Source organism: Amycolatopsis sp. NPDC004368, from assembly GCF_053602515.1.
Genome location: NZ_JBSGDT010000003.1, coordinates 232,014 through 258,233, shown reverse-complemented (window position 1 = coordinate 258,233; position 26,220 = coordinate 232,014). Strand labels below are relative to the sequence as shown.

Genomic DNA, 26,220 nt, shown 5'->3' with positions numbered 1-26,220 from the left:
GATGGCGCAGTCGGATCGGCTTGGTGGCCGATCGCACTGCGCCATCCGGAAACCGGCACGATCTCGCGGGTCGTTCACGCCATCACGCGGTGGCGACCAGGAAGTCCTCGCCGGAGGATGGGCGCAGGTCGTCGGCGCGGTTCGCGAAGTACGGGCTGGTCGATCTCGAACACCTTGGTGACGCCGGGGTGCCGTTGCGCGAACGAGTCGAGCCCGGCGCCGAGGATCACGTACTGGCTCGCGTCGCGTTCGCGCACCAGCTCCTCGACGAACCGCGCCCGCGCGACCATGCTCGGCCGAAACCCTTGTGTCGTCACGGGATCCATGTCCGGCCGCTGCCGCCAGGCCGCTTCCGGCGCGGCAACCTCCAACCCCACGCGATCCTCGAACACGTGCGGGGGTGCGTCGGCTTCGAGGTGCAGCGCGCGCCACAACGCGGTGCGCAGCGCGGTGTTGCCGACGGTCACGCCTGCAGTGTCCACAAACGACCGTCGGGATCGCGCACGACCACCTCGCGCGTGCCGTAGTGCGTGTCTTCGTACGGCGTCACGACTTCGACGTCCGGCTCGGCCTCGCTGCTCGCTTCTCCTCCTGTTCCAGGTACTCGCGCAGCTAGCCAACAGTCGTCGCCAATTCCCGAAAAGGGCGTGATTCAGCGCAGCTCGCGGAAGCAGGCGTCGGCGAGGTGGCGCAGGTCCTTCGCGGCCCCGGACGAGGACCGGTCGGGCGGGGGTCCGTCTCCCACCGGGGCGGGGACGCCCTGGGCGATGCGCCGCGTGTTCGGGGCCTTCTCGAGCGAGTGGGCGCGGTAGTGCCACCGCCCGTCGAAGCGGGGCTGGACGCGGCCCGAGAGCGCCGCGGGGTCCGGGAACTCCGGGAACAACTCGGCCAGGAACTCGACCGTCGCGTACGTCCGGGCGCCACCGGCGTCGACCGACCAGACGTACAGCGTCACCCACCGGTCGGCGGCGACCCGCATGGCGTAGACGTCACCGGCGGACGCCGGCTCCGTGCCGACGGATCGCGGAATCGTGCCGGGGCGGTTCAGTTCCTTGACCCGCTTTGCGACGGCCGCCGCCGGCGTCGAACCGGGCGCGGGGTCCGGCGTCGGGCGGGGCGCGTCGAAGTCGACGTCCGTGGTGTCGAAGTCCGCGAAGGCCTCGCGCAGGACGCAGTCCGTCGGACGAACGCCACCACGCCAGCGGCGCCTGGACCTCGATCCGGTCGTTCGGGCGCTGGTCCCGCTCGACGCAGTCCGACCACCGCTCGGCCAGCCCGGGGTGCTCGGCCGTGGCCACCACGCCGACGAGCGCGAGTTCTTCGAGCACGCTGCCGTACGCGTGAACGGCGGTCGTGTCGAGGAGGCGGTTGCCGTCGGGCAAGGCGCGAAGCACGGTCAGCACCGCGCGCAGCAGCCAGCGGTCGTGCTCGGACGGGGCCGGCCGCGGCTGATCGGCCAGCTCCTCCAGCGCGGGGACGTGCCAGGGCACGTCCCCGTCGATCGGCACGCCCGCGGTGTGGCGCCGGTACCACGCGTCCGCCGACGCGAGTACCGCCGGCGCGTCCGTCCCGCACACGCGGCAGGAGGTGGAGCTTCGATACGGCTGCGACTCGTGCTCGGGTACGGCGCGCGCGAGCAGGGCCCCGGTCAGCGCGGGGCGCCACGCCCACGACGCCGACCACAACCCCGCCACCCACACCGACGCCGCGGCACGAACGTCCCACGCGGCACCGAGCTCCCGCAGCGCTTCCACCGCTTCGTCGTGCGTGAACCGCCGCAGCTCGTCGAGCGGCCGACGCCGGCGGCCAGCGCTTCCGCGTCGCCCTTCGTCGCGGCCGTCACCCTGGGCAGGGAAAGCCGTCCGTCGGGGAGGTACGTCGTGTCCGCGCTCACCCGCGCGTACCGCGCGAGCAGCTCAACCGCCTCGGTGCTGTGCACGGCGGCAGGCTGACCGCGGCCACGCGGTGTCAGAGCGCGAGCATCGCCACAGCGACCTCGTCGACGGCCGCCGTGGGGATCGCGGTCGCGGCCTCGTCGAGCACGAGCAGCCGCGCGCCGGGGATCTCGCGCGCGAGCGCTTCGCCGTTGCCGACGGGGAAAAACGGGTCGTGGCGGCCGTGCACCACGAGCGTCGGCACGGTGAGGTCGGGCAACCGCTCACGCCACCGCGGCGTGCAGTCGAGCCGGGCGAACACCGTGCCCAGCTGGTTGGCCACCCGGACCGACGGCGCCGCGCCGGGGGTGCGGTCGAAGATCCGCTCGGCGGTCACCCGCGCGGCGACGGGATCGTCCCCGAACACCTCCGCCCCGGCGGCGGCGAATTCCGCCACGGAGGCACGGTCGGACCAGTCGGGGTTCGCCAGCGCGAACCGGCGCCGCAGCACCTCCGCGTCGTGGTCGGGCAGGTCACCGTCGACCGGCCCGGGCGCGACGGGCCGCGTCCCCACCAGCGTCAGCGCCCCGAACGCCTCCGGATGATCCAGCGCGGCGACCTGCGCCACCATCCCGCTGACGCCGATGCCCGCCAGGTGCGCCGGCCGCCCGCCGCCCAGCCCGCTCGCGAGCGCGGCGGCATCGGCGGCGAGGTCGCGCAGCGTGTAAGCGGGCGCTTCGGGGTCCTCCGTTGTCGACGTGCCGGAGTCACGCAGGTCGTAGCGCACGACGTGCCGCCCGCCGCGCGCGAGCGCCTCGCACAGCGCATCGGGCCAGGAGAGCATGGTGGTGCCGCCGGCGAGCAGCACGAGGGGCGCGGCCGGGTCGCCGAAGTGCTCGACGCCGAGGGTGATGCCGTCGGGGGTGCGGAACGAGTGCATCGGCACCCTCCTCGGTTGACTGCCTACGCGGCCGGTCGGCCCGCTCCCGCGTAATCATCGCCCCGCGAGTGGTACGTGTGAATCTGGATCGCCTGGCCTTCGGTCGGCGCGTTGATCATCAGTCCGTTGCCCAGGTAGAGCCCGACGTGGTGGATCCGCGTGGTCGGCGAGCCGTAGAACACCAGGTCGCCCAGCTGGGGTTCGCCGTTGACCGGCGGCAGGGAGCGGAACTGGCTGTCCGCCGTGCGGGGCAGGGTCACGCCGGCGCTGTCGTAGGAGGCCTTCGTCAGGCCGGAGCAGTCGAAGCCCGCGGCGCCGGCGTCGGGGCCGTTGCCGCCCCAGACGTACGGCAGGCCGAGCTGGCCGAGGGCGAAGCGGGTGGCGCGGACGGCCGGCGAAGAAGCCTTCGCGGGGTCCAGCGAGAGGGTGGCGTAGAGCTGCGCGTTGCCGAGCACGCGCTGGCGGAACAGCTCCGTGTCCTTGCTCGCGTACGCGGCGATCGACTTCCACCAGCCCGTGCCCGCGGACAGGTCGGCGCCGCCGGCGCACAGCGCGCGGCCGGCGGCGACGGAGGCCGCGCTGGGGTCGGTGAGGGCCGGCTTGTCGATGCCGGGGATCTTCGCGCCGTACTTCTTCCACGACGCCGTCGAGAGGCTCATCGGGTTGGCGTGGTCGGAGCCGGCGGCGCCGACGCCCGCGAGCGTCACCCACGAAAGGTGGCAGCCGGGGTCTTCGGAGCGCAGCGCGAGCTCGCCGTCGGCGTAGCCGATCAGCGCGTCGGCCGGGATGTCGAGGGGGCCGGCGAGCGATTCGGCCCACTGCTGCAACGGCGTCTTGCCACCGCCGCCCGAGGCGCCCTGGCCGGGTTCCTGCGCGGCGACGGGCGCGCTCACCTGGAGCACCGACGGTCCCGCCGTGACCGCGGCCGCCGCGACCGGAGCGGGCGGCGGCGCGGGTTGGTCGCGGTCCGCCACGAGCCAGCCCGCGGTGGCGAGGCCGGCCACGAGCGGCAGCGCGACGAGTCCACGGTGGACCGCGCCACGCGCCCACGACTTGCCCGCGGCGGGTTTTTCGGGCACGGCCGGGGAATCCGGCACGGCGTTGTGCTCGGGGTCAGGCGGGGTCACAGCGTCCAATCTAGAAGAGCGCACCTCTGCGTAACGAGCGAGTCGCTTGCACGTTAGGGGGACTTTCCTATTCTGGGCACATGTCTGGCCTGGACGCAGCGCGACTGCGGGACGAACTCGGCGACCGCTACACCCGCGTGGCCGTGGTGGAGACCACCGGCTCCACCAACGCCGACCTGCGGGAAGCCCTGGAAAACGGGGGTGCGGACCGCTCGGTGCTGCTCGCCGAACAGCAGACCGCGGGCGTCGGCCGGCGGGCCCGCTCGTGGAGCTCGCCCAAGGGCGCCGGGCTGTACTTGAGCGTGGCGCTGCGGCCCGCGGGCGTGCCGTTCGCCGCGCTCGGCTCACTGTCCGTGGTGGCCGGGCTCGCCGTGCGCGGGGTCGCCGCCCGGTTGGGTGTCGACGCAGTACTCAAATGGCCCAACGACGTGCTGGCCGGGCCCGAGCGCGCGAAGTGCGCGGGGATCCTGGCCGAGGCCGTCGCGGGGACCGCGCCGGGTGTCGTGCTCGGCATCGGGCTCAACGTGTTGCCGCTCGGGGAGGACGTGCCGGCCGGGCCGGGAGGCCTGCCCGCGACGTCGCTCGCCGAGCAGGGCGCCGCCGATCCGGACCGCACCGACGTCGCCCTCGCCCTGCTCACCCGCCTCGACGACCTCGAACGCCGCTGGCGCGCCGCGGCCGGCGACCTCACCGCCGCAGGCCTGCTCCAGGACTACCGCGCCCACTGCGCCACCCTCGGCCAGGACGTGCGGGTGGAGCTGCCCGGCGGCCGCACGCTCACCGGCCGCGCGGCCGACCTCGACGCGTCCGGGCAGCTGCTGGTCGACGCCACCGACGGCCGCCGGGTGACGGTGTCGGCCGGCGACGTCGTCCACGTCCGACCGGCCTGACCCCGAACGCGCCGCGCGGCGCCTCGCGCCGGTACGGTGAGTCGACCAGCGCAGACACAGACCAGGGGAGCGCGCGCCGTGGCCTATCCGGACGATTTGCTCAGCCAGAACGAGCAAGTGGTGGTGCACAGCCACCCGCATTTCAAGATGCTGATCTTCCCGTTCGTGGCCTTCGTGATCACGATCGCGGCTGCCGTCTGGCTCATCCTGCTCGCGCAGGACGCGGCGCCGCCGTGGAACAACGTCGCGATGATCGCCATCGGCGTGGTGGCACTGGTGCTCGTGGTGTGGCTGTTCCTCGCGCCGCTCGTGCGCTGGCGGACCACGCACTTCATCGTGACCACCGACCGGCTGATCGCCCGCGAGGGCGTCGTCAAGCGCACCGGCATCGACATCCCGATGTCGCGCATCAACAGCGTCCAGTTCGAGCACGGCCTGCTGGACCGGGTCTTCGGCTGCGGCACGCTGATCATCGAGTCGGCGTCGGACGAGCCGCTGAGGTTCGACGACATCCCCCACGTCGAGCGCGTGCACACGGTGATCTACCGCGAGGTCAACGACAACCCGTACGACGACTACCGCGGTGACCCCGGGCAGAGTGGTCCTCAGGACACCGAACCGCTGCCCCCCAGCCACCCGCCGCGCGGAAGGCGGCGCTGACGTGGGTGCCCGTGAAGTGGGCCTGCCCGAACGGGTCCCCGCCGAAGGGCTGCCCGCGCGCGTCACGATCTGGGAGGTCGGCCCGCGCGACGGCCTGCAGAACGAGAAGTCGGTCGTGCCCGTGGAGGTGAAGCTGGAGTTCCTCGACCGCCTCGCGGGAGCCGGCCTCACCACGCTGGAGGCGACCAGCTTCGTGCACCCGAAGTGGGTGCCGCAGCTGGCCGACGCCGAACAGCTGCTGGCCGGCCTCGACCGCCGCGAGGGCGTGCGTTACCCGGTGCTCGTGCCCAACGAGCGCGGCCTCAACCGCGCACTCGACGCCGGCGTCTCCGACATCGCGATCTTCGCCAGCGCGAGCGAGACCTTCGCCCAGCGCAACCTGAACTCCACGCTCGACGAGCAGTTCGCCATGTTCGAGCCGGTCGTCACCCGCGCCCGCGCCGAGGGCCTCGACGTGCGCGGCTACCTGTCGATGTGCTTCGGCGACCCGTGGGAAGGCGTGGTCCCCGCCGAACAGGTCGTGCGCGCCGGGCGGCGGCTGCTCGACTTCGGCTGCTCGCAGCTCTCGCTGGGCGACACCATCGGCGTCGCGACGACCGGCCAGGTCACGCGGCTGATCGAGCACTTCGGGAAATCCGGTGTGGACGTTTCGGCGCTCGCCGTGCACTTCCACGACACCTACGGCCAGGCCCTCGCCAACACCGAGGCGGCCCTGCGCGCCGGAGTGTCCACTGTGGACTCCTCGGCCGGCGGCCTCGGCGGCTGCCCGTACGCTGAATCGGCCACGGGCAACCTCGCGACCGAGGACCTCGTCTGGCTGCTCGAAGGCCTCGGCATCGACCACGGCGTGGACCTCGGCAAGCTGGTGGAGACGAGCGTGTGGATGGCCGGGCAGCTCGGTCGTCCGTCGCCTTCGCGGGTCGTGACGGCTCTCGCCGGCTGAGCCCGGCCGAACGGCCCTCCCGGTGCGCGCGTTGGTGAAGCGGAAGATCGCCGGCGGCGGATAAGGTGGATTCAGCACCTTGTCCGGTGCCGCGCGGAAGTTCCCCCGATCGGGGAATTGTGGGGAACCGGGCGACGCGGCGGACGTCTTTCCTGATGTCGGAGCAACCGAGAAGAGGGTGTCCGTGTCCGAACACGCCGAACCGGCCGACACCGACCTGGCCACCGGGCCCATCCGGGTGCCCGCTCAGTACGGCGGCTCGCTCGACGGCGGGTTCGACCAGGGTTTCGGCCAGCGTTTCGAGCAGGGGACTGACGACCTCCCGACGCCCCCGAACGGCACTCGCCTGCCGCCGGTGCCCCAGCCGTCTCGCGCACCCGGCGCCCACCCGTACGGAGTCCAGCCGCCCGGTCGACCGCGCAGCGGCGCCGCCCCGTACTACCCGACCCCCCAGCCTCAGGCCTTCCACGGTCACCCTTACCCGGCCCCGCCGCCGGTACCCCCGATGGGCGCGCTGCGGACCGAGCGCGAAAGCGTGCTCGCGCTGTTCCTGGTCCACATGTTCCCGATCGGCCACCTGCCCGTCGCCGCGGACCGGCCCGCGTTGCAGCTGCCGTTGCCGGAGAACGGTTCCGGCCCGTTCGATCACCCCGACTCCGCACTCCTCGACGACACCGCGACGCTCGAGTACGTGTCCCGCGGCCTCCGTCGCACCCCCGCGCCACCCGCGGACCCCGAGCCGCCCGCGGCGGTGCTGGACGGTCACGAGCCGGCCGAAGGCGAGACGTGGCCGCCGGCCCAGCCGGAGGACGCCGTGGTGCTGCCCGAAAACACCCTGCTCGACCGGTTCGGCGACGAGCACGGCCGCTTCTTCGCCCCCGACGGCACGCCGTTCGCGCAGCGCTCGCTGCCCGGCTCCGCGCGGCACGCCGGCTACCGGCGCTACCGCGTGGTGAAACCCGTGCCCGTGTGGCGCTCGACCGCCGCGGCCTGGGCCGGCCGGCCCGGCGGCGGCACCCGCTACCGCGCCGTGCTCGCCGCCGACGAGCTGGTCACCCTGGGGTTCCTGACCGACGTGACACGGGAGGCGCGATGAACACCCAGTCGATCCGCCGCTGGCTCGACCGCCTGGGCGTGCCCGCGGAAGTCGTGTCCGTGGGCACCGAGGCCGACAACGCGTGGTGCCTCATGCCCGCCGCCGACGAGGGCTGGGAAGTCTTCTGGCGCGAGCAGGGCAACCGGTACGACTGGGCCCGCTTCACGTCCGAACAGGTCGCCTGCCACTACCTGTTCGGCCGCTTGGCGTGGTCCCAGGTCGCCCGCGGCGCGGTCGGCGTCCTGCCCGGCACCCCCTGACCGTCAGCGCACGTCGGCGGGTCGCAGCGCGGGTGCCACGGCGGCCGCCCACGCCACCTGAGCGCCGGCCAGTGTCACCAGGCAGAACAGGATGCCCTCGATCTGGAGCGCGCTGAGTGTCATCGCCGGATCGACCATGTTCGCCAATCCGGACAGGACGACGACCAACGCGTACAACGGGACCGCGACGAAGGTGAGCACCCGCGCCACCGACTGGGCGCCGGCGCGGGACAGCGCCGGCGTCAACGCCAGGATCGCCCAGATGCCGACCACACTTGCGACGGTGAAGGAAACCCGCCAGACGTCGGCGATCGCCGGGGCCACCTGAGCCAGGAGGGCCGCGATTCCGGGGATCACGAACTGCAGCGACACCAGGTACGACATCCGGCTGGCAGTGCGAAGTCGAATGGGCGGCCGTCCCGTCGGCGTTGCCGCTTTCCGGCCCGAATCGATCGGGCCGAAAAGCAATGGTCGACTAACGCTTGAGCACGGCCAGCGCAGCATCGTGCAGCACGCCGTTGGAAGACAACGCCGAGCCGCCCTCGTAGGTCGCCACGCCTGTGAGGTCGCTGAAGCGCCCGCCGGCCTCGGTCACGAGGACCTGGGCGGCCGCGACGTCCCACGGGTTCACGATGCACTCGGCCGCGAGGTCGAGCGCGCCCTCCGCCACGAGGCAGTGCTGCCAGAAATCGCCGAACGCGCGGCTTTCCCAGCAGGCCTCGGTGAGGGCGAGGTACTTCTCGCGCGAGTGGTACTCGGACCACGTGTCGAGGTCCGTCGTGGACAGGTAAGCATCTTCCAGTTCCGCCACGGCCGACACGGACAACCGCCGTGACCCCGCGACGTCGCTGCTGAACGCACCGTCGCCCCGTGAAGCCCACCAGCGGCGGCCCAGCAGGGGCGCGCTGATCATGCCGACGACGGGCGAACCGTCCTCGACCAGGGCGATCAGCGTGGCCCAGACCGGCACGCCGCGCAGGAAGTTCTTGGTCCCGTCGATCGGGTCGACGACCCACGCGCGCCCAGTGGCGCCCGCCGTCCCGCCGCGTTCCTCGCCCGCGACGGCGTCGGCCGGCCGCTCTGTGGCGAGGATCGCACGGATCGCGTCCTCGACGGCGGTGTCGGCGTCGGTCACCGGAGTGCGGTCGGGTTTGCGCGACACCGAAAGGTCCAGCGCGCGGAAACGCGCAGTGGTGATCGCGTCGGCGGCGTCAGCCAGCCGGGTGGCAAGGGTCAGATCATCCTCGTAGCCAGGCACGGTCACGATGGTTTCACGGGTGTTCGCCGTAAGGTTGGCGAGGTGAGCATGGTCCTACTTGCCGAAGACGACCCCACCATCGCCGAGCCGCTGTCCCGGGCGCTGCAGCGAGAGGGGTACGAGGTCGAGGTCGTCACCGACGGACCGGCGGTGCTCGGCGCCACGGCCGCCCACCGCGTCGACCTGCTCGTGCTCGACCTGGGGCTGCCCGGCATGGACGGGCTGGAGGTGTGCCGCAGGCTGCGCGCCGACGGCACCGAGCTGCCGGTGCTGATGCTCACGGCCCGCACCGACGAGGTCGACTTCGTCGTGGGCCTCGACGCGGGCGCCGACGACTACGTGGCCAAACCCTTCCGGCTGGCCGAGCTCCTGGCCCGCATCCGCGCGCTGCTGCGCCGCCGGGTGCCGGAGGTGCTGGAGTCCGGCGGCGTCCGCATGGACCTCGGCGCGCGGCTCGTCACCGTCGACCTGCACGAGGTGCAGCTGGCGAACAAGGAGTTCGAGCTGCTGCGCGTGCTGATGAGCCGCGCGGGCCAGGTCGTGAGCCGCGACGAGATCCTCGCCGAGGTGTGGAACGAGCTGGAGTCGAAAACGTCGAAGACGCTCGACATGCACATGTCGTGGCTTCGCCGGAAGCTCGCCGTCGCGGCCGACGAGGCGGCCGGGCGGCCCGCGAAGTCCACGCACTCCGACGGCGAACGGCGCATCGCGACCGTGCGCGGCGTCGGCTTCCGCTTCAACGTCGACTGACGCCGCCATGAGCATGCGCCGCCGCATCCTGATGGCCATCCTGCTGGCCGTGCTGGTCACGGCGGCCGTCCTCGGCATCCCGCTCGGCGTCACCGCCTGGCGGCTGGTGGAGAACCTCAACCGCGAGAGCCTGGCCGAACGCGCGCGCAGCATCGCGGCGACCATCGACACGCAGGTGGCCAACGGCGACGAGATCGACCTCGAGCAGTTCCGCGTCGGCGTGCCGCACGGCGGGTTCCTGGAGGTCCGCGTCGACGGCCTGATGGAGAAGCACCTCGGTGTCGACCCCGGCCCCGACCCGGTCGTGGAGCGGGTGCCGACGGCTCGCCAAGGCGAGGTGATCCTGTCGATCCCGAGCGGTCCGGTGCGCACGAAGCAGACGCAGGTGACCCTGCTCGTGGTGTTGCTGGTGGTGCTGTCCGTCGGCACGGGCGCGGTGGTGGCGACGGTGACCGCGCGCCGGCTGGCGAAACCGCTGCGGCACGTCGCCGATCGCGCGTCTCGCCTCGGTGGCGGCGACTTCCGGCCCGACCCCGGGCGCTACAGCGTGGCCGAGCTGGACATGGTCGCCGAGGCGCTGGACACGTCGGCATCGGCGCTGGCGCAGCTCGTGCAGCGCGAGCGTCAGCTCGTCGGCGACGTCTCGCACCAGCTGCGCAGCCGGCTCACCGCGCTGCAGCTGCGGCTGGAACCGCTGACGGTCCACGGCGACCCCGACGTGGTCGAGGAGTCGCGGGCCGCGCAGGAGCAGGCCGACCGGCTGGCCGACGCACTCGACGAGCTGCTTGCCGCCGCCCGCGCGGCGCGCGAGGTGGACGCCGAGCCCGTGGACCTGCCCGCGACGCTGCCCGAGGTCGCGGAGGAGTGGCGGCAGCTGCTGCGCGTCGAGGGCCGCAACCTTCGCTTGAAGATCGCCGACGGGCTCATGGCCCGGGCGACGCCGGGCCGTTTGCGGGAGGTCATCGGCGTGCTGCTGGACAACGCGCTGCGCCACGGCGCCGGCACCGTCACGCTCGCCGCCCGGCGCGGCGAGTCCGAGGCCACCGTGGTGATCGAGGTCGGTGACACCGGCTCCGGCGTGCCCGACGAGATCGCCCCGCACATCTTCGAACGCGGTTTCTCCGGCGGCGGGTCGACCGGTGTCGGCCTCGCCCTGGCTCGTGCCCTGGTCGAGGCCGACGGCGGCCGGCTGGAGCTGTCGAACAAGCGGCCGGCGATCTTCAGCCTGTTCCTCAAGGTGCCGCGCCCGGACGACGTCGGTGAAGTCCGCTGGCCGGCCGAACCGGTGCCGCGTTGACCCACGGCTTCGCGGGGTTTCGCCGGCCACGGGCCTGACGCTGGAAGCGCGCAGATCCGCGGACAACCGATTCACCGCGGCAGGCGTGTGACCTGCTCGCGCCGGCGCTCGCCGAGCTCGTCGGGGAACACCCACTTCTTGAAGCCCCAGAACCGGAACACCATCGCCAGCAGCATGCCGATGATCGAGCCGCTCGCGAAGTCGGCGAACTCCTGCATGAACCTCGACACGAACGGCTCTTCGAGGTGCAGGACGTACCGCGACACGTACAGCGGGATCAGGTTCACCACCACGGCCACACCGCTGATCACGAAGAACAACGCGGCCTCGTGGGTCCGCTCGCGCCCGCCGCGCGTGCGGAAGGACCACTCGCGGTTGAGCACGTACGACACGATCGTGGCCACGATGATGGCGATGGCCTTCGCCGTGGTCGGCTTCGACTCGAGGACGCTCAGCTTGAGCAGGTACCAGACACCGTTGTCGACGACGAAGGTCGTGCCGCCGACGATCGCGAACTTCAGCATCTCCCGGTGCTTGATGAGCACCGAGCGCAGTGGCTCCGGCGTACGGGCCAGCACGGTCTCGACAACGGTCACGCCGCCCAGTTTAGAGAACCCGAGGTCACCGCGGGTCTCAGGCGGCCTTCCTGCCGGGAATGTCCGGGTCGTTGGATGACCGGACAGCGCGCAACCGGGCACCCTCGGTGGGGAACACCCACTTCTTGAACGCCCACCAGCGGAACAGGGTGCCCAGCAGCGTGCCGAGGATCATGCCGCTCACGAAGTCGGCGATCTCCTGCCCGAGCAACGTCAGGTGCGGCTGCTGCAGGTCGAGGACGTAGCGGGAGATCCACTGCGGCAGCGCGTTGAGCCCGAGCGCGATGCCGCTGATGAGGAAGAACAACGCGGCCTCGTGCGTGCGCTCGCGGCCGCCGCGGGTGCGGAAGGACCACTCGCGGTTGGCGACGTAGGAGAAGATCGTGGCGATCAGCACGCCGATGATGAGCGCCGTGACCGGGTTGTGCCGGAGCACGGTGAACTTCAGGACGTAGGTGATCGCCGTGGTGATCAGGAAGCTGATCCCACCGACCACGGCGAACCGCAGCAACTCGCGGTGCTTCGCCAGGAACGCTCGCACCGCGCCGACGCTACCCCCTCAGCCAGTCGAAAAAGCCGCGGGGCTCGATCGACGGCGGGGCCTCGCCGGGTTTGCCGGAGTTGCCGTTTCCGGGGGTCGGCGGCGCGCTCGTGGTGGTGGGCGGCGTGCTCGGCGGGGTGGTGGTGACCGGGTCCGTCGGCTTCGCCGGCGGGGTGCTGGAGGTCGGCTCGTGCTTGCGCGTCGGCTTCTTCGACGAGCTGGAGGACGGCCCCGAAGACTCCGAAGACTCCGAAGAACCCGACGTCTCCGGCGTGTCGGACGAGCTCGACGTCGTCGGCGGCACCCCGGTGGTCGGGTACGGCACCTCGCAGATGCCGAGCCAGCAGCCGAACGACACCTGGGCCTGCTGCGCCGCTTTGCCGAGCGTCGCGCTCACGGTCACCGGTGCGTTGCGGGCCGGGCGGCCCTTGACCCGCACCCACAGGTTCACGTGCTGGCCGGGGGCGAGCGCGCCGCGGGTGGTGCAGGTGGCGCCGGTGTCGGTCGAGTGGCAGGGGAAGCCGCTGAGGCTCCACGACTGGTACAGCGCGTGGTCGAAGGTGACCGTGACCGGTTTCGTGGTCTTGCCGGTGTTGCGCACGCGGACGTACACGAGCGGGTTGCGCGTCCACGGGAACGCCGAGAGACCGTCGGTGTCGGCCTGCAGCGCGAGCAGGTCGGGCGGCGACTTCACGGTGACCTTCACGCTCACCGCGACCTTGATCTTCGCGCCGGCGGTGACCGAGCCGGTGACGGTGCCGCCCTGCGCGGAGTCGTCGGCCTGCAGGCGGAACGTGAGCACGGCCGACTGGCCGGGCTGCAGGCCGGAGCCGGTCTTGCAGGTCACGGTGCCGGTGCCGCCGGGGCAGTCGACGGCGACCTGGGTCGTCGCGGGGGTGTCCGGGGTGTCGGCCTGGCGGGCGAACCCGCTGACCGCGCCGCCGCCACCACCCGCGGGCACGGCGGACACACCCGGCGGCAGGTTCAGCGCGACCTCGACGGGGTCGGACGGGCTGCCGCCGTCGTTGCGGACGGTGATCGGCAGGGTGACCGGTCCGTCGCCGGGCTGCAGCTCCAGGCCGTCCGGCGGCGTGGTGGCCGACATCCGCGCGGGCGCGGCCGGGGGAGCGGCCGGCGGCGCGGCGGGCGGCTGGACCGGTGGCGGCCCGGGCTGCGCGGGCGGCGGCGCCTGCGGCGGGGCCGGTGGGGCCGGCGGTGCGGGAGGCGCCGGGGGCGCGGGAGGTGCCGGAGGCGCCGGCTTGGCGGGCGGGGCCGCGGGCGCGGCCGGTGGCGGCACCTGGGCGGCCACCGGGATCTCCTGCGGCGAGCCGGCCGCGGCCAGCGCGACGGCCACCGCCGCCACGATGGCGGCGCCCGAAGCCGCGACGCCCACGAACTGCCGGGGCGCGGAAGCCGCGGCGGCGGCACCGGCCTTGGCGCCACCCGCGGCGGCCGCACCGGCTCCGACGGCGGCACCGGCCGTGGCCGCGCTCGCCTTCGCGGCACCGATCGTGGCGAGGTAACCCAGCGCGGCACCACCCAGCACGATCGGGGCGATGATCGCGCGCAGGCCGCCGTTCACGTCGGCCAGCTCGGCCGCCAGGGCGCGACAGTCCTCGCACTCGTCGAGGTGGTTCTCCACTTGGGAGCGTTCGCGTTTGGACAGCCCGTCGCGCGTCCACGCGCCCAGCCGCTCGGCCGTGGCGTGACAGCGTTCCGCGGCGGTTTCCTGCAGGTGGACCTGCAGGTACGCCTGGCGCAGGCCCTCACGTGCGCGGTAGGCGAGCGCGGACACGCCGTTGGCGGTCAGGCCCAGCAGCGGCGCGACCTCGGCCGGGCTCTGCTGCTCGATCTCGGTGTGCCACAACACGGCCTGCCAGCGCTCGGGCAGCCGTGCGAACGCCTTGGCGGCCAGTGTGCGTTCGAGCCCGGCCACGGCGGTGTCGGAGAACGGCACGGTGAGCGCTTCGCCGACGGCACCGCCGACGTCGCTCATGTCCTCGTTGAGGTCGATGCGGCGGTCGCGACGGGTCTTGTCGTAGGCGGTGTGGCGCAGCGCGGTGAGGAGGTAGGCGCGGAACGCGGTGTCCGGACCTTTGCCGCCGCGCAGCGTCTCGAGAACCTTCGAGAAGGCCTCGGACACGAGGTCGTCGGCCTCCGAGCTCGAACGCGCGAGCTGGCGGGCGAGGTTGTGGGCGGCGCCGCTGTGCCGCTCGTAGAGGGGCCCGTAGCTGGCGATGTTCCCGGAGCGGACCTCGGCGATCAGCTCGGCGTCGCTCTTACCGGACAGATCGGCGGGAACGGTGGACACGAGGCTCCTTCATCTGGCGCACGCGGCCTGGCCAGCCACGATCTACCTCTCTAACGCGAGGACAAGTGTGACGGACGCGGCGATACGCGTCACCTCGTGGTCGGCGTGTTGACTCCGTCGGCGCAACAAGTTCACCCGGCCCTGCGGAGTGTCGCCCGTGATCACTTCGGGAAACCACCCCGGAACGCCGTCACGCGGACGGGGGCTGGACGTCCCTCGTGTGGAGCAGGAACAAGATCGACATCGACCGGGAAGGAGCGGTGGCCAGTGGACGAACCGGCGACCGGGGCACTGTCCGGTCCCGCCGGCGAGCAGGAGTACCGCGCCCGGTTCGACCGGGATCGGAACCTGCGCGCCCTGCGGGCCCGCTGGCGCACCGCCAGTCTCGCCGCGGGGTGGCGTTTCCCCAGCGACTGGGCACTGCCCGAAGTGGACGCCGTCTGCGCCGCCGTGGTCCGCCACGGCTCGACGGGCGCCGAGACGGCGCTGGCCGGCCTCGGCCGCGCCCGGGCCGCCGCGGGGGCGAACCTCGCCGAGACGCTGTCCGACCTCGCCGCGTTGCACGCCGTGCTCGACGACCCGGACGCGGTGGACGGGTTCGTGTCCCCGGACGTCGACGCGACGCCTGCACGGTTGCTCCGCGTGACGGCGTTGGCGTGGGCGGACGTGGCGACGGACCAGCTCGTGCACACGGAGGTCACGGATCCGCTGACCGGACTGCCGTCCGCGGCGTACCTGCGGACGCGGCTCGCGGAGGTCTACCGCGCGCAGATCGTGGACGAGCACGTGCTGCTCCTCGTCTCGATGGACTTGACCACGGTGTCGGGCTGGCCGCGGCTCACGGGGATGATCCTCGTCGCCGATGCCGTGCGCGCCGTTTTCGACACCGGCGAGAGCCACGCGACGCTCGGCCCGTCCGTGGTGGCGGTGCTGTGCCGCCGCGACGATCGCCTCGCTTCCCGGGGCGTGGCCCTGCGGCGGGCGCTGAACGACCGGCTGTCGGTGGACGCGCAGCTGCGCGAGGTCAACCGGCCGAAGATCTCGGCGGCGCGGCTGCCCGTTTCGCACGATCGCGCCTGCGACCTGCTGGCCGAGCTCGGACGGGGCTGACCGTGGCCGGAGGTGAGCGGGATGTGGTTCTGATCTTCGCGAGGTGAGCGTCCGCGGCCCGACCCATCGGGCCTGCTCCGGCGCGTTCATGATTTCCTGGTGGGGTGACCAGGACCGTACCCTCCGCCGTCGACGGCGCAGCTCCGGCGAGCGCGGCCCAGCCCCGCCTGGCCCTGCGCAAGTCGCTGGCCAGGCTGTCGATGCGGCCGCGGTCGATCCTGATCCTCTCGGTCATCCCACTGATCGCGATCGGGTTCGGGATCTGGGGCTGGACCCACGAGTGGCACCTGGGTGTCGACAGCGCGGTCTACCGCGGCGGCGCGCTGACGCTGTTGCGGGGAAACTCGCTCTACGACACCAACACGCTGGCCACCGAGCCGTTCTGGGCGCTGCTGCCCTTCACCTACCCGCCGACCGCCGCGTTGTTCTTCGTGCCGCTGGCGCTCGTGCCCACGCAGGTGGCGTGGGGGTTCCTCACGGCCGTGTCGCTGGCCGCGCTCGCGCTGTCGGTGCGGATCTCGATCGGCGCGCTGCCGCGTCCCGACGAGGACGGACCGCGGTGGTGGGCCTCGCCCGCGCGCTCGACGATCGTGTTCTTCGTCGTGTTCCTCGGCCTGGAACCAGTGTGGCGCACCATTTTCCTCGGCCAGATCAACCTGATCCTGATGGCCTTGATCCTGCTGGACATGCTCGTGCTCGGCGCGCGCGGCAGCCGCTGGGGCGGCGTTCTGGTGGGCGTCGCGGCCGCGATCAAGCTGACGCCGCTGGTGTTCCTGGGGCACCTGTTCATCACCGGCCGCCGCAAGGACGCGCTGCGCGGGCTGGCGACCTTCGTGGTCCTGCAGGGCGTGATGTTCCTGATCAACTCGCACGACGCCTGGCGCTACTGGACCGCGACGCTGCCCGACACCAGCCGCATCGGCCCGGTGCACTGGGCGGGCAACCAGTCGCTCAACGGGCTGATGAACCGCGCCACCGACCTCGCGCCGTGGGCGTCGAAGGCCGCGATGGGCATCGGGGTGCTGCTGGCGATTCCGGCGCTGTGGCTGCTGATGCGCTTCCACCGGCGCGGGCAGGCGCTCGCCGCCGTGCTGGTCACGGCGTTCTGGACGCTGCTGATGTCGCCGATCTCCTGGTCGCACCACTGGGTGTGGGTCGCGCCGCTGATCGTGCTGCTCGTGTCGCGCCTGCCCAGGACGACGCCGGCCACGGCGTGGAAACGCTGGCTGGGCACGGGGTTGGTGGCGTTCGTGTTCGTCAGCTGCGTGCTGCTGATCCTGCCCAACGGCCGCAACGTGGAGCTGCACTGGAAGGTGTGGCAGAACGTGCTCGGTGACGCCTACATCCTGACGCCGGTGGTCCTCGGTGTCGCGCTGATCGTGCGCTGGGGGATTCGGCGCCGCAACCGTGTTTCGGGTTCTGGTTCCGGGGAGGCCACCGACCGTGCCGACACCACGCCGGCTCTTTGACCCACGTCTGCTCGTACCGCCGCTCGTCGCGCTCGTCCTCGGTTTCGTCGTCTGGCTCACGCACCGGCACGTCGGTGCGGACGCCGCCGTCTACCGGGCCGGCGCGCTGACGCTGTTCAAGGGCGAGCCGCTCTACACCACCGCCGACCTCACGACGCTGCCCGACTGGGTACGGCTGCCCTTTACCTACACCCCGGCCGCGGCCGCGTTGTTCCTGCCACTCGCGCTCGTCCCGTCGGGCCTGGAGTGGGGTGTGCTCACGGTGCTGTCGATCGTGTCGCTGACCGTGGTGATCGCGGTCGTCGCCCGGCCGTCGCGCTGGTGGCTGTTCGGGACGACGGGCGCGGCCCTGGTGCTGGAGCCGGTGTGGAAAACGCTGTCGCTGGGCCAGGTCAACCTGATCCTGATGGCGTTCGTGATCGTCGACGTCCTGGTGCTCTCCGCCCGTGGCTCGCGCTGGGCCGGTGTGCTGATCGGCGTCGCGGCGGCCGTCAAACTGACGCCGCTGGTCTTCGTGCCCTTTCTCTTCTTCACCGGCCGTTTGAAAGACGGCCTGCGCGCCCTGGCCACCTTCGTCGGCCTCGAAGCGGTCATGTTCGCCGTCATCCCGCACGACGCGTGGCTCTTCTGGACGAAGGCCGCCACCGACCCCAGCCGCGTGGGTTCGGTGACGTGGATCTTCAACCAGTCGCTCAACGGCCTGGTCAACCGCGCGTCGGCACTGGCGCCGTGGTCGCTCGCGGTGGCCGTGGGCATCGGCGCGGTGCTCGCCGTGCCCGCCGGGTGGCTCGTCATCCGGTACGCCCGCCGCGGTGAAACGCTGGCGGCGCTGCTGGTGACAGCGTTCTACGGGCTGCTGCTCTCGCCGGTTTCCTGGTCGCACCACTGGGTGTGGGCGCTGCCGCTGATCGCGTTGCTGATCAGGACGGGCCGCCGCTGGTGGGCCCTGGCGGCGTTCGCCCTGTTCGCCTCCCAGATCGTGATGCTCGTCCCGAACGGCGGCGACGTCGAGTTCACGTGGGGCGTGGGCTGGTCGATCCTCGGCAACGCCTACGTGGTGGCGGCGGCTTGCGCGATCGTGGGGTTGTCGGTGCGCGAGTTGCGGGTTCAGCAGCGGGTTCCGGCCTTCGTGAAATAGCTCCGCGCCGCCGCGGCCGAATCCACGTCGTACAGTGGAACGACTGCCGGGAGGTGCATGGCGGTGGTGAACGGCGAGGCGGCCGAGCGGGCCTTCGCCGGACAGGCGTGGCGCGAGGTGTACACGCGGCTCACCGGAGGCCGGGCGTCGCTGACCGCGGAGGATCTCGTACGCCTTTCGACGGCGGCTTACCTGCTCGGGCACGACGACGAAAGCTTCGACTCGTGGGAGCGCGCGTATCGCGAGTACGTGCGGGGCGGCGAGCCGGCCGAGGCTGCGCGGTGCGCGTTCTCCCTGGCCATGCCGTTGCTGCTGCGGGGCGAGCCGGCGCGCGCGAACGGCTGGCTCGCGCGGGCGCGGCGGCTGCTCGACGAGCACGGGCTGGACTGCGTCGAACGGGGTTACCTGCTGGTGCCGGTCGGGCTGCAGCGCATCCAGACGGGAGACAACCGGGGCGCGCACGACGCGTTCACCGCCGCCGTGGAGATCGGCTCCCGGTTCGGTGAGGTGGACCTGCTCGCGCTGGGCCGGCACGCGCAGGGGCGCGCCCTGATCAAGTTGCACCGCACCGCCGAAGGCCTGGCTCTGCTCGACGAGGCGATGGTGTCGGTGACCTCGGGCGAGGTGTCGCCGATCCCGGCGGGAGTGGTCTACTGCAGCGCGATCGAAGGCTGTCACGAGGTGTTCGACGTCGGCCGGGCGCAGGAGTGGACGGCGTCGCTGAGCGCGTGGTGCGCGGCGCAGCCGGACCTGGTGCTCTTCCGCGGCCAGTGCCTGGTGCACCGTTCGCAGGTCCTGCAGGCGCTCGGCGCGTGGCCGGAAGCCCTGGCGGAGGCCCACCGCGCCGCGGAGCGTTTCTCCTGGCCACGTCGTCAGCCCGCCCTCGGCATGGCGCTGTACCAGGAAGCCGAGCTGCACCGGCTGCGCGGTGAGCTCGCGGCGGCCGACGAGGGCTACCGGCGGGCGAGCGAGTACGGGCACCCGACTCAGCCGGGCTGCGCGTTGCTGCGGCTGGCCCAGGGCAGAACGGCCGCGGCGGTGTCCACGATCGGCCACGCCGTGGCGGAGGCGGCGGACGACCACCTCCTGCGCGCCCGGATGCTCGCGGCACAGGTCGAGATCGTGCTGGTCGCCGGGGACGTCGGGGTCGCCCGCCGCGCCGCCGACGAGCTGTCGGCGATCGCCGGCGAGATCGGGATGCCGCTGCTGCGGGCGACGGCCGCGCACGCGCTGGGCTCGGTCCTGCTGACCGACGGCGATCCGGTGGCCGCGCTCGGTGAGCTGCGCGCCGCGTGCGAGGGCTGGGCCGAGCTGGGCGCCCCGTACGACAGTGCCCGCTCGCGCCTGCTCATCGGCCGGGCCCGGCAGCTGATCGGCGACGACGACGCGGCCGAGGTCGACTTCGCCGCCGCCCGTGAGGTCCTGCTGCGGCTCGGCGCGGGCGCCCCGAGTTCACCGACCTCGCCGACTTCGCTGACCGAGAGGGAGCTGCAGGTGCTGGCGCTGGCGGCCGAGGGTCTGTCGAACCGGCAGATCGCGGTGCGGCTGGTGATCAGCGAACACACCGTGCGCCGGCACCTGCAGAACGTGTTCGCGAAGCTCGGCGTGCCCTCGCGCACCGCCGCGGCCACCCACGCGGTGCAGCACCACCTCATCTGAGGCGTGGTACGGACGGACCACCCCGCGCCCGCCGAAGTGGTACGGCTGTGCGATGCCGCTCGCGCCACCGGCTCCTAACGTGCTGGTCAGGAGGTATTTCCGATGAACGAGCACGAGCGCACCGAAACCGTGGTCATCGGGGCGGGCCAAGCGGGTCTGTCGACCGGGTACCACCTCGCGCGGCGGGGCCGAGACTTCGTGGTCCTCGACGGCAACGACCGGATCGGGGACAACTGGCGCTGCCAGTGGGACTCGCTGCGGCTGTTCACCCCGGCCCTGGCCGCCGGGCTGCCCGGGATGCCGTACCCGGGCCCGCCGATGCACTACCTGACCAAGGACGAGATGGCGGACTACCTCGAGACCTACGCAGCCAGGTTCTCGCTGCCCGTGCGGGGTGGGCAGCGCGTGGAGCGGCTGACGCGCAACGGCGCCGGTTACGTGGTGACCACCGGGACCACGACGTTCAGGTGCGACAACGTGGTGGTCGCCACGGGCACGTTCGGCCGCACACCGCGCGTCCCCGAGTTCGCCGGCCGGCTCGACGCGGGGATCCGGCAGCTGCACTCCAGCGAGTACCGGAACCCGGCCCAGCTGAAGCCCGGGCCGGTGCTGGTCGTCGGCGCGTCGCACTCGGGCGGCGACATCGCGTTCGAAACGGCGCGGGCGGGCCACCCGACGGTGCTCAGCGGACCGATCCGCGGCCAGTTCCCGTTCGACATCAACCGGCGCCCGGCTCGGGTCCTGTTCCCGGTGCTCTTCTTCGCGGCCAAACACGTGCTGACCCTGCGGACTCCGCTCGGCCGCGCAATGCGGTCCGAGATCCGGGCGCACGGCGGACCGCTCATCCGCGTCAAGCGTGCCGACCTCACCGGCGCGGGTGTCGAGCTCGTCGCCGACCGCACGACCGGCGTCCGCGACGGCGCACCCGTCCTCGGCGACGGCCGGGTGCTCGACGTCGCCAATGTCGTGTGGTGCACCGGGTTCCGCCAGGACTTCTCCTGGATCGACCCGCCGGTCACGGACGACTCCGGCTGGCCGCGCGAAGAGCGCGGAGTGGCGACCACGGCGCCTGGCCTGTACTTCGTGGGGCTGTCGTTCCAGTACGCGTTCTCGTCGATGCTCGTCGGCGGTGCCGGGCGGGATGCCGAGTACATCGCGAGGCACCTGGCCGCCCGTACCCGGCCTGAGGGGGGCGTACGGCTGGGCGCGAGCGTCGGTGGCGCAGGTCACTGAGCCGGTACCCGCCTCCGCGCCGCGACCGGCCAAGTAACCTGAGCGGCGCTATGGACAAACGAACCGGTCTTCCCGTGGTGGGCATGGTGGGTGGTGGGCAGCTGGCCCGCATGACCCACCAGGCGGCGATCTCCCTCGGCCAGTCGCTGAAGGTCCTGTCGGCGGGAGCCGACGATTCGGCCGCGCTGGTGGCGTCCGACGTGGTCATCGGGCACCACACGGACCTCGACGCGCTGCGGAAGTTCGCCCAGGGTGTCGACGTGCTCACGTTCGACCACGAGCACGTGCCGGGTGAGCACCTGCTGACGCTCGTGATGGAGGGCGTCGTGGTGCGGCCGGCGCCGACGGCGCTCGGGTTCGCGCAGAACAAGCTCGTGATGCGCGAGATGATGGCCGGGATGGACGTGCCCGGGCCGGACTTCGCCGAAGTGTCCACTGTGGAGGACGTGATCGCGTTCGGCGCGGCGCACCGGTGGCCCGTGGTGCTGAAGGCGTCGAGCGGCGGGTACGACGGCCGCGGCGTCTGGATGCTCGACACGGCGCGGCAGGCGCGCGAGCTCGTGCCGCGGCTGCTCGACGCGAGCACGGCGTTGCTGGTCGAGGAGCGGGTGGAGATGAAGCGCGAGCTGTCCGCGCTGGTCGCCCGCTCGCCGTTCGGCCAGGGCGCCGCGTACCCCGTGGTCGAGACGGTGCAGACGGCCGGCATCAACACCGAGGTCCTCGCGCCCGCGCCCGGCCTGTCCGAAGAGCGCGTGCACGAGGCGCAGGACCTCGCGCTGCGCATCGCGTCGCAGCTCGACGTGACCGGGCTGCTGGCCGTGGAGCTGTTCGAGACCGAGACCGGCCTGCTCGTCAACGAGCTCGCCATGCGCCCCCACAACTCCGGTCACTGGACGATGGACGGCTCGCGCACGTCGCAGTTCGAGCAGCACCTGCGTGGCGTGCTCGACTACCCGCTGGGGCGCACCGACCTCATCGCGCCCGCGTGTGTGATGGCCAACGTGCTCGGCGCGGACGTCACACCGCAGATGAGCCCCGACGAGCGGGTGCACCACTTGTTCGCGCGGTTCCCCGACGTGAAGATCCACCTCTACGGCAAGCAGGATCGCCCCGGCCGCAAGCTCGGCCACGTGAACTTCGTCGGCGACGACATGGACGACCTGCGCAACCGGGCGCTGCTGTCGGCCCACTGGCTGTCCCACGCCGTCTGGCTCGACGGCCACGAGATCCACTGAAGGGAACACTTATGGCGCCGCAGGTGGGCGTGATCATGGGCAGCGACTCCGACTGGCCCGTCATGGAGGCCGCCGCCCAGGCCCTGACGGAGTTCGGCGTGGAGTACGAGGTCGGCGTCTACTCCGCCCACCGCACGCCGCAGCGCATGCTCGACTACGCCGCGTCCGCCGCCTCGCGCGGCCTGCGCGCCGTGATCGCCGGCGCCGGCGGGGCCGCCCACCTGCCGGGCATGGTCGCCGCGGCCACCGTGTTGCCCGTCATCGGCGTCCCGGTGCCCCTGAAGTACCTCGACGGTCTCGACTCGCTCCTGTCCATCGTCCAGATGCCCGCCGGCATCCCCGTGGCCACCGTCTCCGTCGGCGGCGCGCGCAACGCGGGCCTGCTCGCGGTGCGCATCCTGGCCGCCTCGGACCTCCAGCTGCAGTCGAAGCTGGGCGAGTTCCAGGCGAGCCTGGAGACGATGGTGCTGGAGAAGGACGCGGCGCTGCGGGAGAAGGCCGGGCAGTAGGCCTGCTCGGGCCTACTCGCCGGCCGTCCGCTGCCGGCTCGACTCGACGTACGCGGCCCTGCGATAGGTGAGCACCGGATCGTCCGACAGCTCGATCCCCGGGGTGAGCCGCGCCGGGTCGAACGGACCGGCGCCGACCCGCCCGACCAGCTCGTCGGTGAGGTGTCCTGCCGGCCGGCACCCCGAACACGGCGGCGGAGCCCGGATGGGCGGTGACGAACTCGATCACCGCCGCGGCGCGCTCCGGACTGCCGTGGGTGCTGGAGAACCGGACGACGGCGGGCACCGGGCGACGCTGGAGGTGAGCGGCGGTGGTGAACGGAGCGGCGTCTCCGAGGCTACCCACGGACGGCTGCCCGAAAGGGCAGTGTTCAGGAGCCCGAACTCGGCTCGGGCAGCTGCTTCCTGAGCTCCCGCTTCAGCACCTTTCCCGCCGCCGACACCGGGATCTCGTCGACGAAGTGCAGCTCCCGAAGCCGCTTGTACGGCAGCACCCTCTCGTTCACCGCCGCGATCAGCGCCTCGGCTTCGAGTTCGGCATCGGGCTGCCGCACCACGAACGCGACGGGCAGCTCGCCGACGTCGGCCTTCGGGCGGCCGACCACCGCGGCCGTCACCACGCCGGGCAACGCGACCAGCAGCTCTTCCAGCTCGCGCGGGAAGACGTTGTACCCCTTGTACAGCAGCATGTCCTTTTTGCGGTCCACAATGGACAGGTAGCCGTCCTCGTCGAGCACGCCGATGTCGCCGGTGTGCAGCCAGCCCCCGACCAAGGCGGCAGCCGTCTCCTCCGGACGGTTGCGGTAGCCGCGCATCATCTGCGGCCCGCGCAGGCACACCTCGCCCTCGACACCGGCGGGCAGCGGGGTCTCGTCGGCGCCGACGATCTTCACCTCGGTGTCGAAGATCGGCCCGCCGACGGAGCCCACCTTGCGCACTCCCGACCGGTACGACGGCGAGATCACGGCGCCCATCGTCATCTCGGTGAGGCCGTAGCCCTCGGTGATCAGGACGCCGGGGAAGCGTTCGTGGAGCGCGCGGATCATCTCGTGGTTCATCGGTGCGGCGCCGGAGCCGATGCTGCGCACGGACGACAGGTCGGCCGTGTGGAACGAGGGTGTGGCCAGCAGCGCGGCGAACAGCGCGGGCGCGCCGCCGAGGGAGGTCACCCGCAGGCGTTCGGCGTCGGCGACATACGCGACCGGGTCGAAGCGCGCGTGCAGCACGGTCCGGGAGCCGCTCATCACGGGAGCGTTGAGGCCCGCGATCACGCCCATGGCGTGGAACCAGGGCGTCAGGTTGATCGCGACGCCGGTGGTGAGCCGGGCGGGCCACTCGTCCTCGGTGCCGATCTGGTCGAGGATCACGTCACCGCCGGCGTCCAGCGCGGGCACGGAACCGGTGGTCCAGCAGGCGTTCTGGAGCGTGTTGACCACGATGTTGCGGTGCGTGAGCTCCACGCCCTTCGACCGGCCGGTGGTGCCGCCGGTGTAGGCGAGGTGCGCGAGGTCGCGGTGGACGTCGATGGCCACGTCGGGCCGGGTCGCGGGGGCGTCGGCGAAGAACTGCTTGAACTCGACGACGTCGTCGGCACCGGGTGCGGTGGGGGTGACGACGATGGTCAGCCGTGCCGGAATCCGGTCCGCGACCGCCGCGACGGTGCCCGCCACCGGCCCGAACGTGACCACGGCGGCGGCCTCGCAGTCGCTGAGCTGGAAGGCCAGGTCGTCGGGCGGGAGCAGCGGGTTGGTGGGGCTGAAGGTGGCGCCGGCGAGCAGGGTGCCGTAGTAGGCGATGGGGTAGGCGAGGCAGTTGGGCAGGTGGATCGCCACCACGTCGCCGTGACCGATGCCGCGGGCAACCAGGGCGTTGGCGAACTTGCAGGCACCTGCGTACGTTTCGGTGAAGGTGAGGCTGTCGTCGCCCATGGCGAACACCGTGCGATCGCCGAAGCGCTTGGCGGCGCCGGCGAGTATGGAACCCACCGGGACCTCGGGATAGGTGAGGGAGGCGGGCAATCCGGGCGGCGGCGTCGACGCGGTGATGGCCATCACCCGACCTTACGAAGAGTGCGGTCAAGGACACAAGATCGAGCGGGGCACCGGGGGTGAACGAGCGCTAACATCGGTCGAAATCTCCCCAATGCTGCAGAGAAGGTGACGGAAGTGGCCGAGGGCCTGTATCAGCTTGCCGAAGAGCACGAGGAGCTGCGGGCCGCGGTCCGGGCTCTGGCCGAAAAGGAGATCGCGCCGTACGCGGCCGACGTCGACGAGAACGAGCGGTTCCCGACCGAGGCGCTGGCGGCGCTGAACAAGTCCGGCTTCAACGCCGTGCACATCGGCGAGGAGTACGACGGCCAGGGTGCCGACGCCGTGGGCGCGTGCATCGTGATCGAGGAGGTCGCGCGGGTCGACGCGGCGGCGTCGCTGATCCCGGCGGTCAACAAGCTGGGCACGCAGCCGATCATCCTGTCGGCGTCGGAGGAGCTGAAGAAGCTCGTGCTGCCGTCGATCGCTTCGGGGGAGGCCATGGCGTCGTACGCGTTGTCGGAGCGCGAAGCCGGCTCGGACACGGCGTCGATGCGCACGCGCGCTCGGCTCGACGGCGATCACTGGGTGCTCAACGGCACCAAGGCGTGGATCACCAATGCGGGTGAATCTTCGTGGTACACGGTGATGGCCGTGAGCAACCCGGATGCGGAGAAGAAGTCCAACGGCATTTCCGCGTTCGTCGTGCACAAGGACGACCCGGGTTTCTCGGTGGGGCCGAAGGAGAAGAAGCTCGGCATCAAGGGCTCGCCGACGCGTGAGGTCTACTTCGAGAACTGCACCATCCCGGCCGACCGGATCATCGGTGAACCGGGCACGGGCCTCAAGACCGCGCTGAAGACGCTGGACCACACACGTCCGACGATCGGCGCGCAGGCGCTGGGCATCGCACAGGGTGCGCTGGACGCGGCTGTGGCCTACGTCAAGGACCGCAAGCAGTTCGGCAAGGCGATCGCCGAGTTCCAGGGCGTGCAGTTCATGCTCGCCGACATGGGCACGAAGATCGAGGCCGCCCGCCACCTCGTCTACGCCTCCGCCGCCGCCTCCGAACGCGGTGACAAGCGCGCGGGCTTCATGGCTTCCGCCGCGAAGGCCTACGCGTCCGACATCGCGATGTCCGTGACCACCGACGCCGTGCAGCTCTTCGGCGGCGCCGGCTACACCCGCGACTTCCCGGTCGAGCGCATGATGCGCGACGCGAAGATCACGCAGATCTACGAAGGTACGAACCAGATCCAGCGCATGGTGATGGCCCGGGCGCTGTTGAAGGGCTGAT

27 protein-coding genes are annotated in these 26,220 nt (G+C 72.1%); 16 read left to right on the top strand and 11 right to left on the bottom strand.

Annotation, left to right across the window (positions count from 1 at the left end; genetic code table 11):
* Window positions 1-74: 74 nt before the first annotated feature.
* The 3 genes from ACWEOE_RS07250 to ACWEOE_RS07240 all read right to left on the bottom strand — a co-directional run bounded on the left by ACWEOE_RS07250 (window position 75) and on the right by ACWEOE_RS07240 (window position 1,754).
* Entirely contained in the window at window positions 75-467 is a 393-nt protein-coding gene (locus ACWEOE_RS07250; RefSeq protein WP_452005141.1) for a class I SAM-dependent methyltransferase, read from the bottom strand.
* A gap of 185 nt (window positions 468-652) precedes the next feature.
* Window positions 653-979, bottom strand: a complete 327-nt coding sequence (locus tag ACWEOE_RS07245; protein ID WP_452005139.1) for a hypothetical protein — start codon at window positions 977-979, stop codon at window positions 653-655.
* Window positions 980-989: 10 nt separating this feature from the next.
* Complete coding sequence (locus ACWEOE_RS07240; protein WP_452005137.1) at window positions 990-1,754, bottom strand: hypothetical protein; 765 nt, start codon at window positions 1,752-1,754, stop codon at window positions 990-992.
* 9 nt (window positions 1,755-1,763) lie between these two features.
* On the opposite strand from ACWEOE_RS07240, the gene ACWEOE_RS07235 reads away from it, so the two are divergent.
* Entirely contained in the window at window positions 1,764-1,952 is a 189-nt protein-coding gene (locus ACWEOE_RS07235; protein WP_452005135.1) for a hypothetical protein, read from the top strand.
* Between the two features lie 16 nt (window positions 1,953-1,968).
* Here ACWEOE_RS07235 and ACWEOE_RS07230 read toward each other — a convergent pair whose 3' ends face one another.
* Complete coding sequence (locus tag ACWEOE_RS07230) at window positions 1,969-2,814, bottom strand: alpha/beta fold hydrolase (RefSeq protein WP_452005133.1); 846 nt, start codon at window positions 2,812-2,814, stop codon at window positions 1,969-1,971.
* 23 nt (window positions 2,815-2,837) lie between these two features.
* Entirely contained in the window at window positions 2,838-3,893 is a 1,056-nt protein-coding gene (locus ACWEOE_RS07225; RefSeq protein WP_452005667.1) for a C40 family peptidase, read from the bottom strand.
* 128 nt (window positions 3,894-4,021) lie between these two features.
* Here ACWEOE_RS07225 and ACWEOE_RS07220 point away from each other — a divergent pair, with 128 nt between their 5' ends.
* The 5 genes from ACWEOE_RS07220 (at window position 4,022) to ACWEOE_RS07200 (ending at window position 7,790) form a co-directional block, all read left to right on the top strand.
* Complete coding sequence (locus ACWEOE_RS07220) at window positions 4,022-4,831, top strand: biotin--[acetyl-CoA-carboxylase] ligase (protein ID WP_452005130.1); 810 nt, start codon at window positions 4,022-4,024, stop codon at window positions 4,829-4,831.
* A 78-nt stretch (window positions 4,832-4,909) separates the two neighbouring features.
* A complete protein-coding gene (locus ACWEOE_RS07215; RefSeq protein ID WP_452005127.1) occupies window positions 4,910-5,491 on the top strand; it encodes a PH domain-containing protein in 582 nt (193 codons plus the stop codon).
* Between the two features lies 1 nt (window position 5,492).
* Window positions 5,493-6,434: a hydroxymethylglutaryl-CoA lyase gene (locus ACWEOE_RS07210; RefSeq protein ID WP_452005125.1), complete on the top strand. Its 942-nt coding sequence runs from the start codon at window positions 5,493-5,495 to the stop codon at window positions 6,432-6,434.
* A 184-nt stretch (window positions 6,435-6,618) separates the two neighbouring features.
* Window positions 6,619-7,530 carry a TNT domain-containing protein gene (locus ACWEOE_RS07205; protein WP_452005123.1) on the top strand — a complete coding sequence of 304 codons (912 nt, stop codon included), beginning with the start codon at window positions 6,619-6,621 and terminating at the stop codon, window positions 7,528-7,530.
* A complete protein-coding gene (locus ACWEOE_RS07200; RefSeq protein ID WP_326568358.1) occupies window positions 7,527-7,790 on the top strand; it encodes a hypothetical protein in 264 nt (87 codons plus the stop codon). The genes ACWEOE_RS07205 and ACWEOE_RS07200 overlap by 4 nt, the downstream gene beginning before the upstream one ends.
* Window positions 7,791-7,793: 3 nt before the next feature.
* Here the strand turns inward: ACWEOE_RS07200 and ACWEOE_RS07195 are convergent, their stop codons facing one another.
* Both ACWEOE_RS07195 and hisN read right to left on the bottom strand, forming a co-directional pair.
* Complete coding sequence (locus ACWEOE_RS07195; protein WP_452005120.1) at window positions 7,794-8,174, bottom strand: hypothetical protein; 381 nt, start codon at window positions 8,172-8,174, stop codon at window positions 7,794-7,796.
* Between the two features lie 91 nt (window positions 8,175-8,265).
* A complete protein-coding gene (gene hisN, locus ACWEOE_RS07190) occupies window positions 8,266-9,054 on the bottom strand; it encodes a histidinol-phosphatase (RefSeq protein ID WP_452005118.1) in 789 nt (262 codons plus the stop codon).
* A 42-nt stretch (window positions 9,055-9,096) separates the two neighbouring features.
* On the opposite strand from hisN, the gene ACWEOE_RS07185 reads away from it, so the two are divergent.
* Together ACWEOE_RS07185 and ACWEOE_RS07180 are read left to right on the top strand one after the other, a co-directional pair.
* Entirely contained in the window at window positions 9,097-9,798 is a 702-nt protein-coding gene (locus tag ACWEOE_RS07185; RefSeq protein ID WP_452005665.1) for a response regulator transcription factor, read from the top strand.
* A gap of 13 nt (window positions 9,799-9,811) precedes the next feature.
* The gene (locus tag ACWEOE_RS07180) at window positions 9,812-11,095 is read left to right on the top strand and encodes an ATP-binding protein (protein WP_452005662.1); all 1,284 of its coding nucleotides are present in this window, start codon (window positions 9,812-9,814) and stop codon (window positions 11,093-11,095) included.
* Window positions 11,096-11,166: 71 nt separating this feature from the next.
* On the opposite strand, the gene ACWEOE_RS07175 is transcribed toward ACWEOE_RS07180, so the two are convergent.
* From ACWEOE_RS07175 to ACWEOE_RS07165, 3 genes are read right to left on the bottom strand one after another with little or no spacing between them, the layout of a single operon-like run.
* Window positions 11,167-11,691, bottom strand: a complete 525-nt coding sequence (locus ACWEOE_RS07175; protein WP_452005116.1) for a GtrA family protein — start codon at window positions 11,689-11,691, stop codon at window positions 11,167-11,169.
* A gap of 37 nt (window positions 11,692-11,728) precedes the next feature.
* Window positions 11,729-12,232, bottom strand: coding sequence for a GtrA family protein (locus ACWEOE_RS07170; protein WP_452005113.1), 504 nt, complete (start codon window positions 12,230-12,232; stop codon window positions 11,729-11,731).
* A gap of 10 nt (window positions 12,233-12,242) precedes the next feature.
* A complete protein-coding gene (locus ACWEOE_RS07165) occupies window positions 12,243-14,543 on the bottom strand; it encodes a sigma-70 family RNA polymerase sigma factor (protein ID WP_452005111.1) in 2,301 nt (766 codons plus the stop codon).
* A 267-nt stretch (window positions 14,544-14,810) separates the two neighbouring features.
* Here ACWEOE_RS07165 and ACWEOE_RS07160 point away from each other — a divergent pair, with 267 nt between their 5' ends.
* The 7 genes from ACWEOE_RS07160 (at window position 14,811) to purE (ending at window position 22,896) form a co-directional block, all read left to right on the top strand.
* Window positions 14,811-15,653: a GGDEF domain-containing protein gene (locus tag ACWEOE_RS07160; RefSeq protein WP_452005108.1), complete on the top strand. Its 843-nt coding sequence runs from the start codon at window positions 14,811-14,813 to the stop codon at window positions 15,651-15,653.
* Between the two features lie 104 nt (window positions 15,654-15,757).
* Entirely contained in the window at window positions 15,758-17,122 is a 1,365-nt protein-coding gene (locus ACWEOE_RS07155) for a glycosyltransferase 87 family protein (RefSeq protein WP_452005105.1), read from the top strand.
* On the top strand, window positions 17,097-18,260 hold the full coding sequence (locus ACWEOE_RS07150) for a glycosyltransferase 87 family protein (RefSeq protein WP_452005102.1): 1,164 nt from the start codon (window positions 17,097-17,099) through the stop codon (window positions 18,258-18,260). The genes ACWEOE_RS07155 and ACWEOE_RS07150 overlap by 26 nt, the downstream gene beginning before the upstream one ends.
* Before the next feature lie 57 nt (window positions 18,261-18,317).
* Window positions 18,318-19,919: a LuxR C-terminal-related transcriptional regulator gene (locus ACWEOE_RS07145; protein ID WP_452005100.1), complete on the top strand. Its 1,602-nt coding sequence runs from the start codon at window positions 18,318-18,320 to the stop codon at window positions 19,917-19,919.
* 102 nt (window positions 19,920-20,021) lie between these two features.
* Complete coding sequence (locus ACWEOE_RS07140; protein ID WP_452005097.1) at window positions 20,022-21,152, top strand: flavin-containing monooxygenase; 1,131 nt, start codon at window positions 20,022-20,024, stop codon at window positions 21,150-21,152.
* A gap of 50 nt (window positions 21,153-21,202) precedes the next feature.
* On the top strand, window positions 21,203-22,387 hold the full coding sequence (locus tag ACWEOE_RS07135) for a 5-(carboxyamino)imidazole ribonucleotide synthase (RefSeq protein WP_452005095.1): 1,185 nt from the start codon (window positions 21,203-21,205) through the stop codon (window positions 22,385-22,387).
* Window positions 22,388-22,398: 11 nt separating this feature from the next.
* The gene (gene purE, locus ACWEOE_RS07130) at window positions 22,399-22,896 is read left to right on the top strand and encodes a 5-(carboxyamino)imidazole ribonucleotide mutase (protein ID WP_452005092.1); all 498 of its coding nucleotides are present in this window, start codon (window positions 22,399-22,401) and stop codon (window positions 22,894-22,896) included.
* Between the two features lie 371 nt (window positions 22,897-23,267).
* Here the strand turns inward: purE and ACWEOE_RS07125 are convergent, their stop codons facing one another.
* On the bottom strand, window positions 23,268-24,947 hold the full coding sequence (locus ACWEOE_RS07125; RefSeq protein ID WP_452005089.1) for a class I adenylate-forming enzyme family protein: 1,680 nt from the start codon (window positions 24,945-24,947) through the stop codon (window positions 23,268-23,270).
* A 114-nt stretch (window positions 24,948-25,061) separates the two neighbouring features.
* On the opposite strand from ACWEOE_RS07125, the gene ACWEOE_RS07120 reads away from it, so the two are divergent.
* Entirely contained in the window at window positions 25,062-26,219 is a 1,158-nt protein-coding gene (locus ACWEOE_RS07120) for an acyl-CoA dehydrogenase family protein (RefSeq protein WP_452005086.1), read from the top strand.
* Window position 26,220 lies beyond the last annotated feature (1 nt).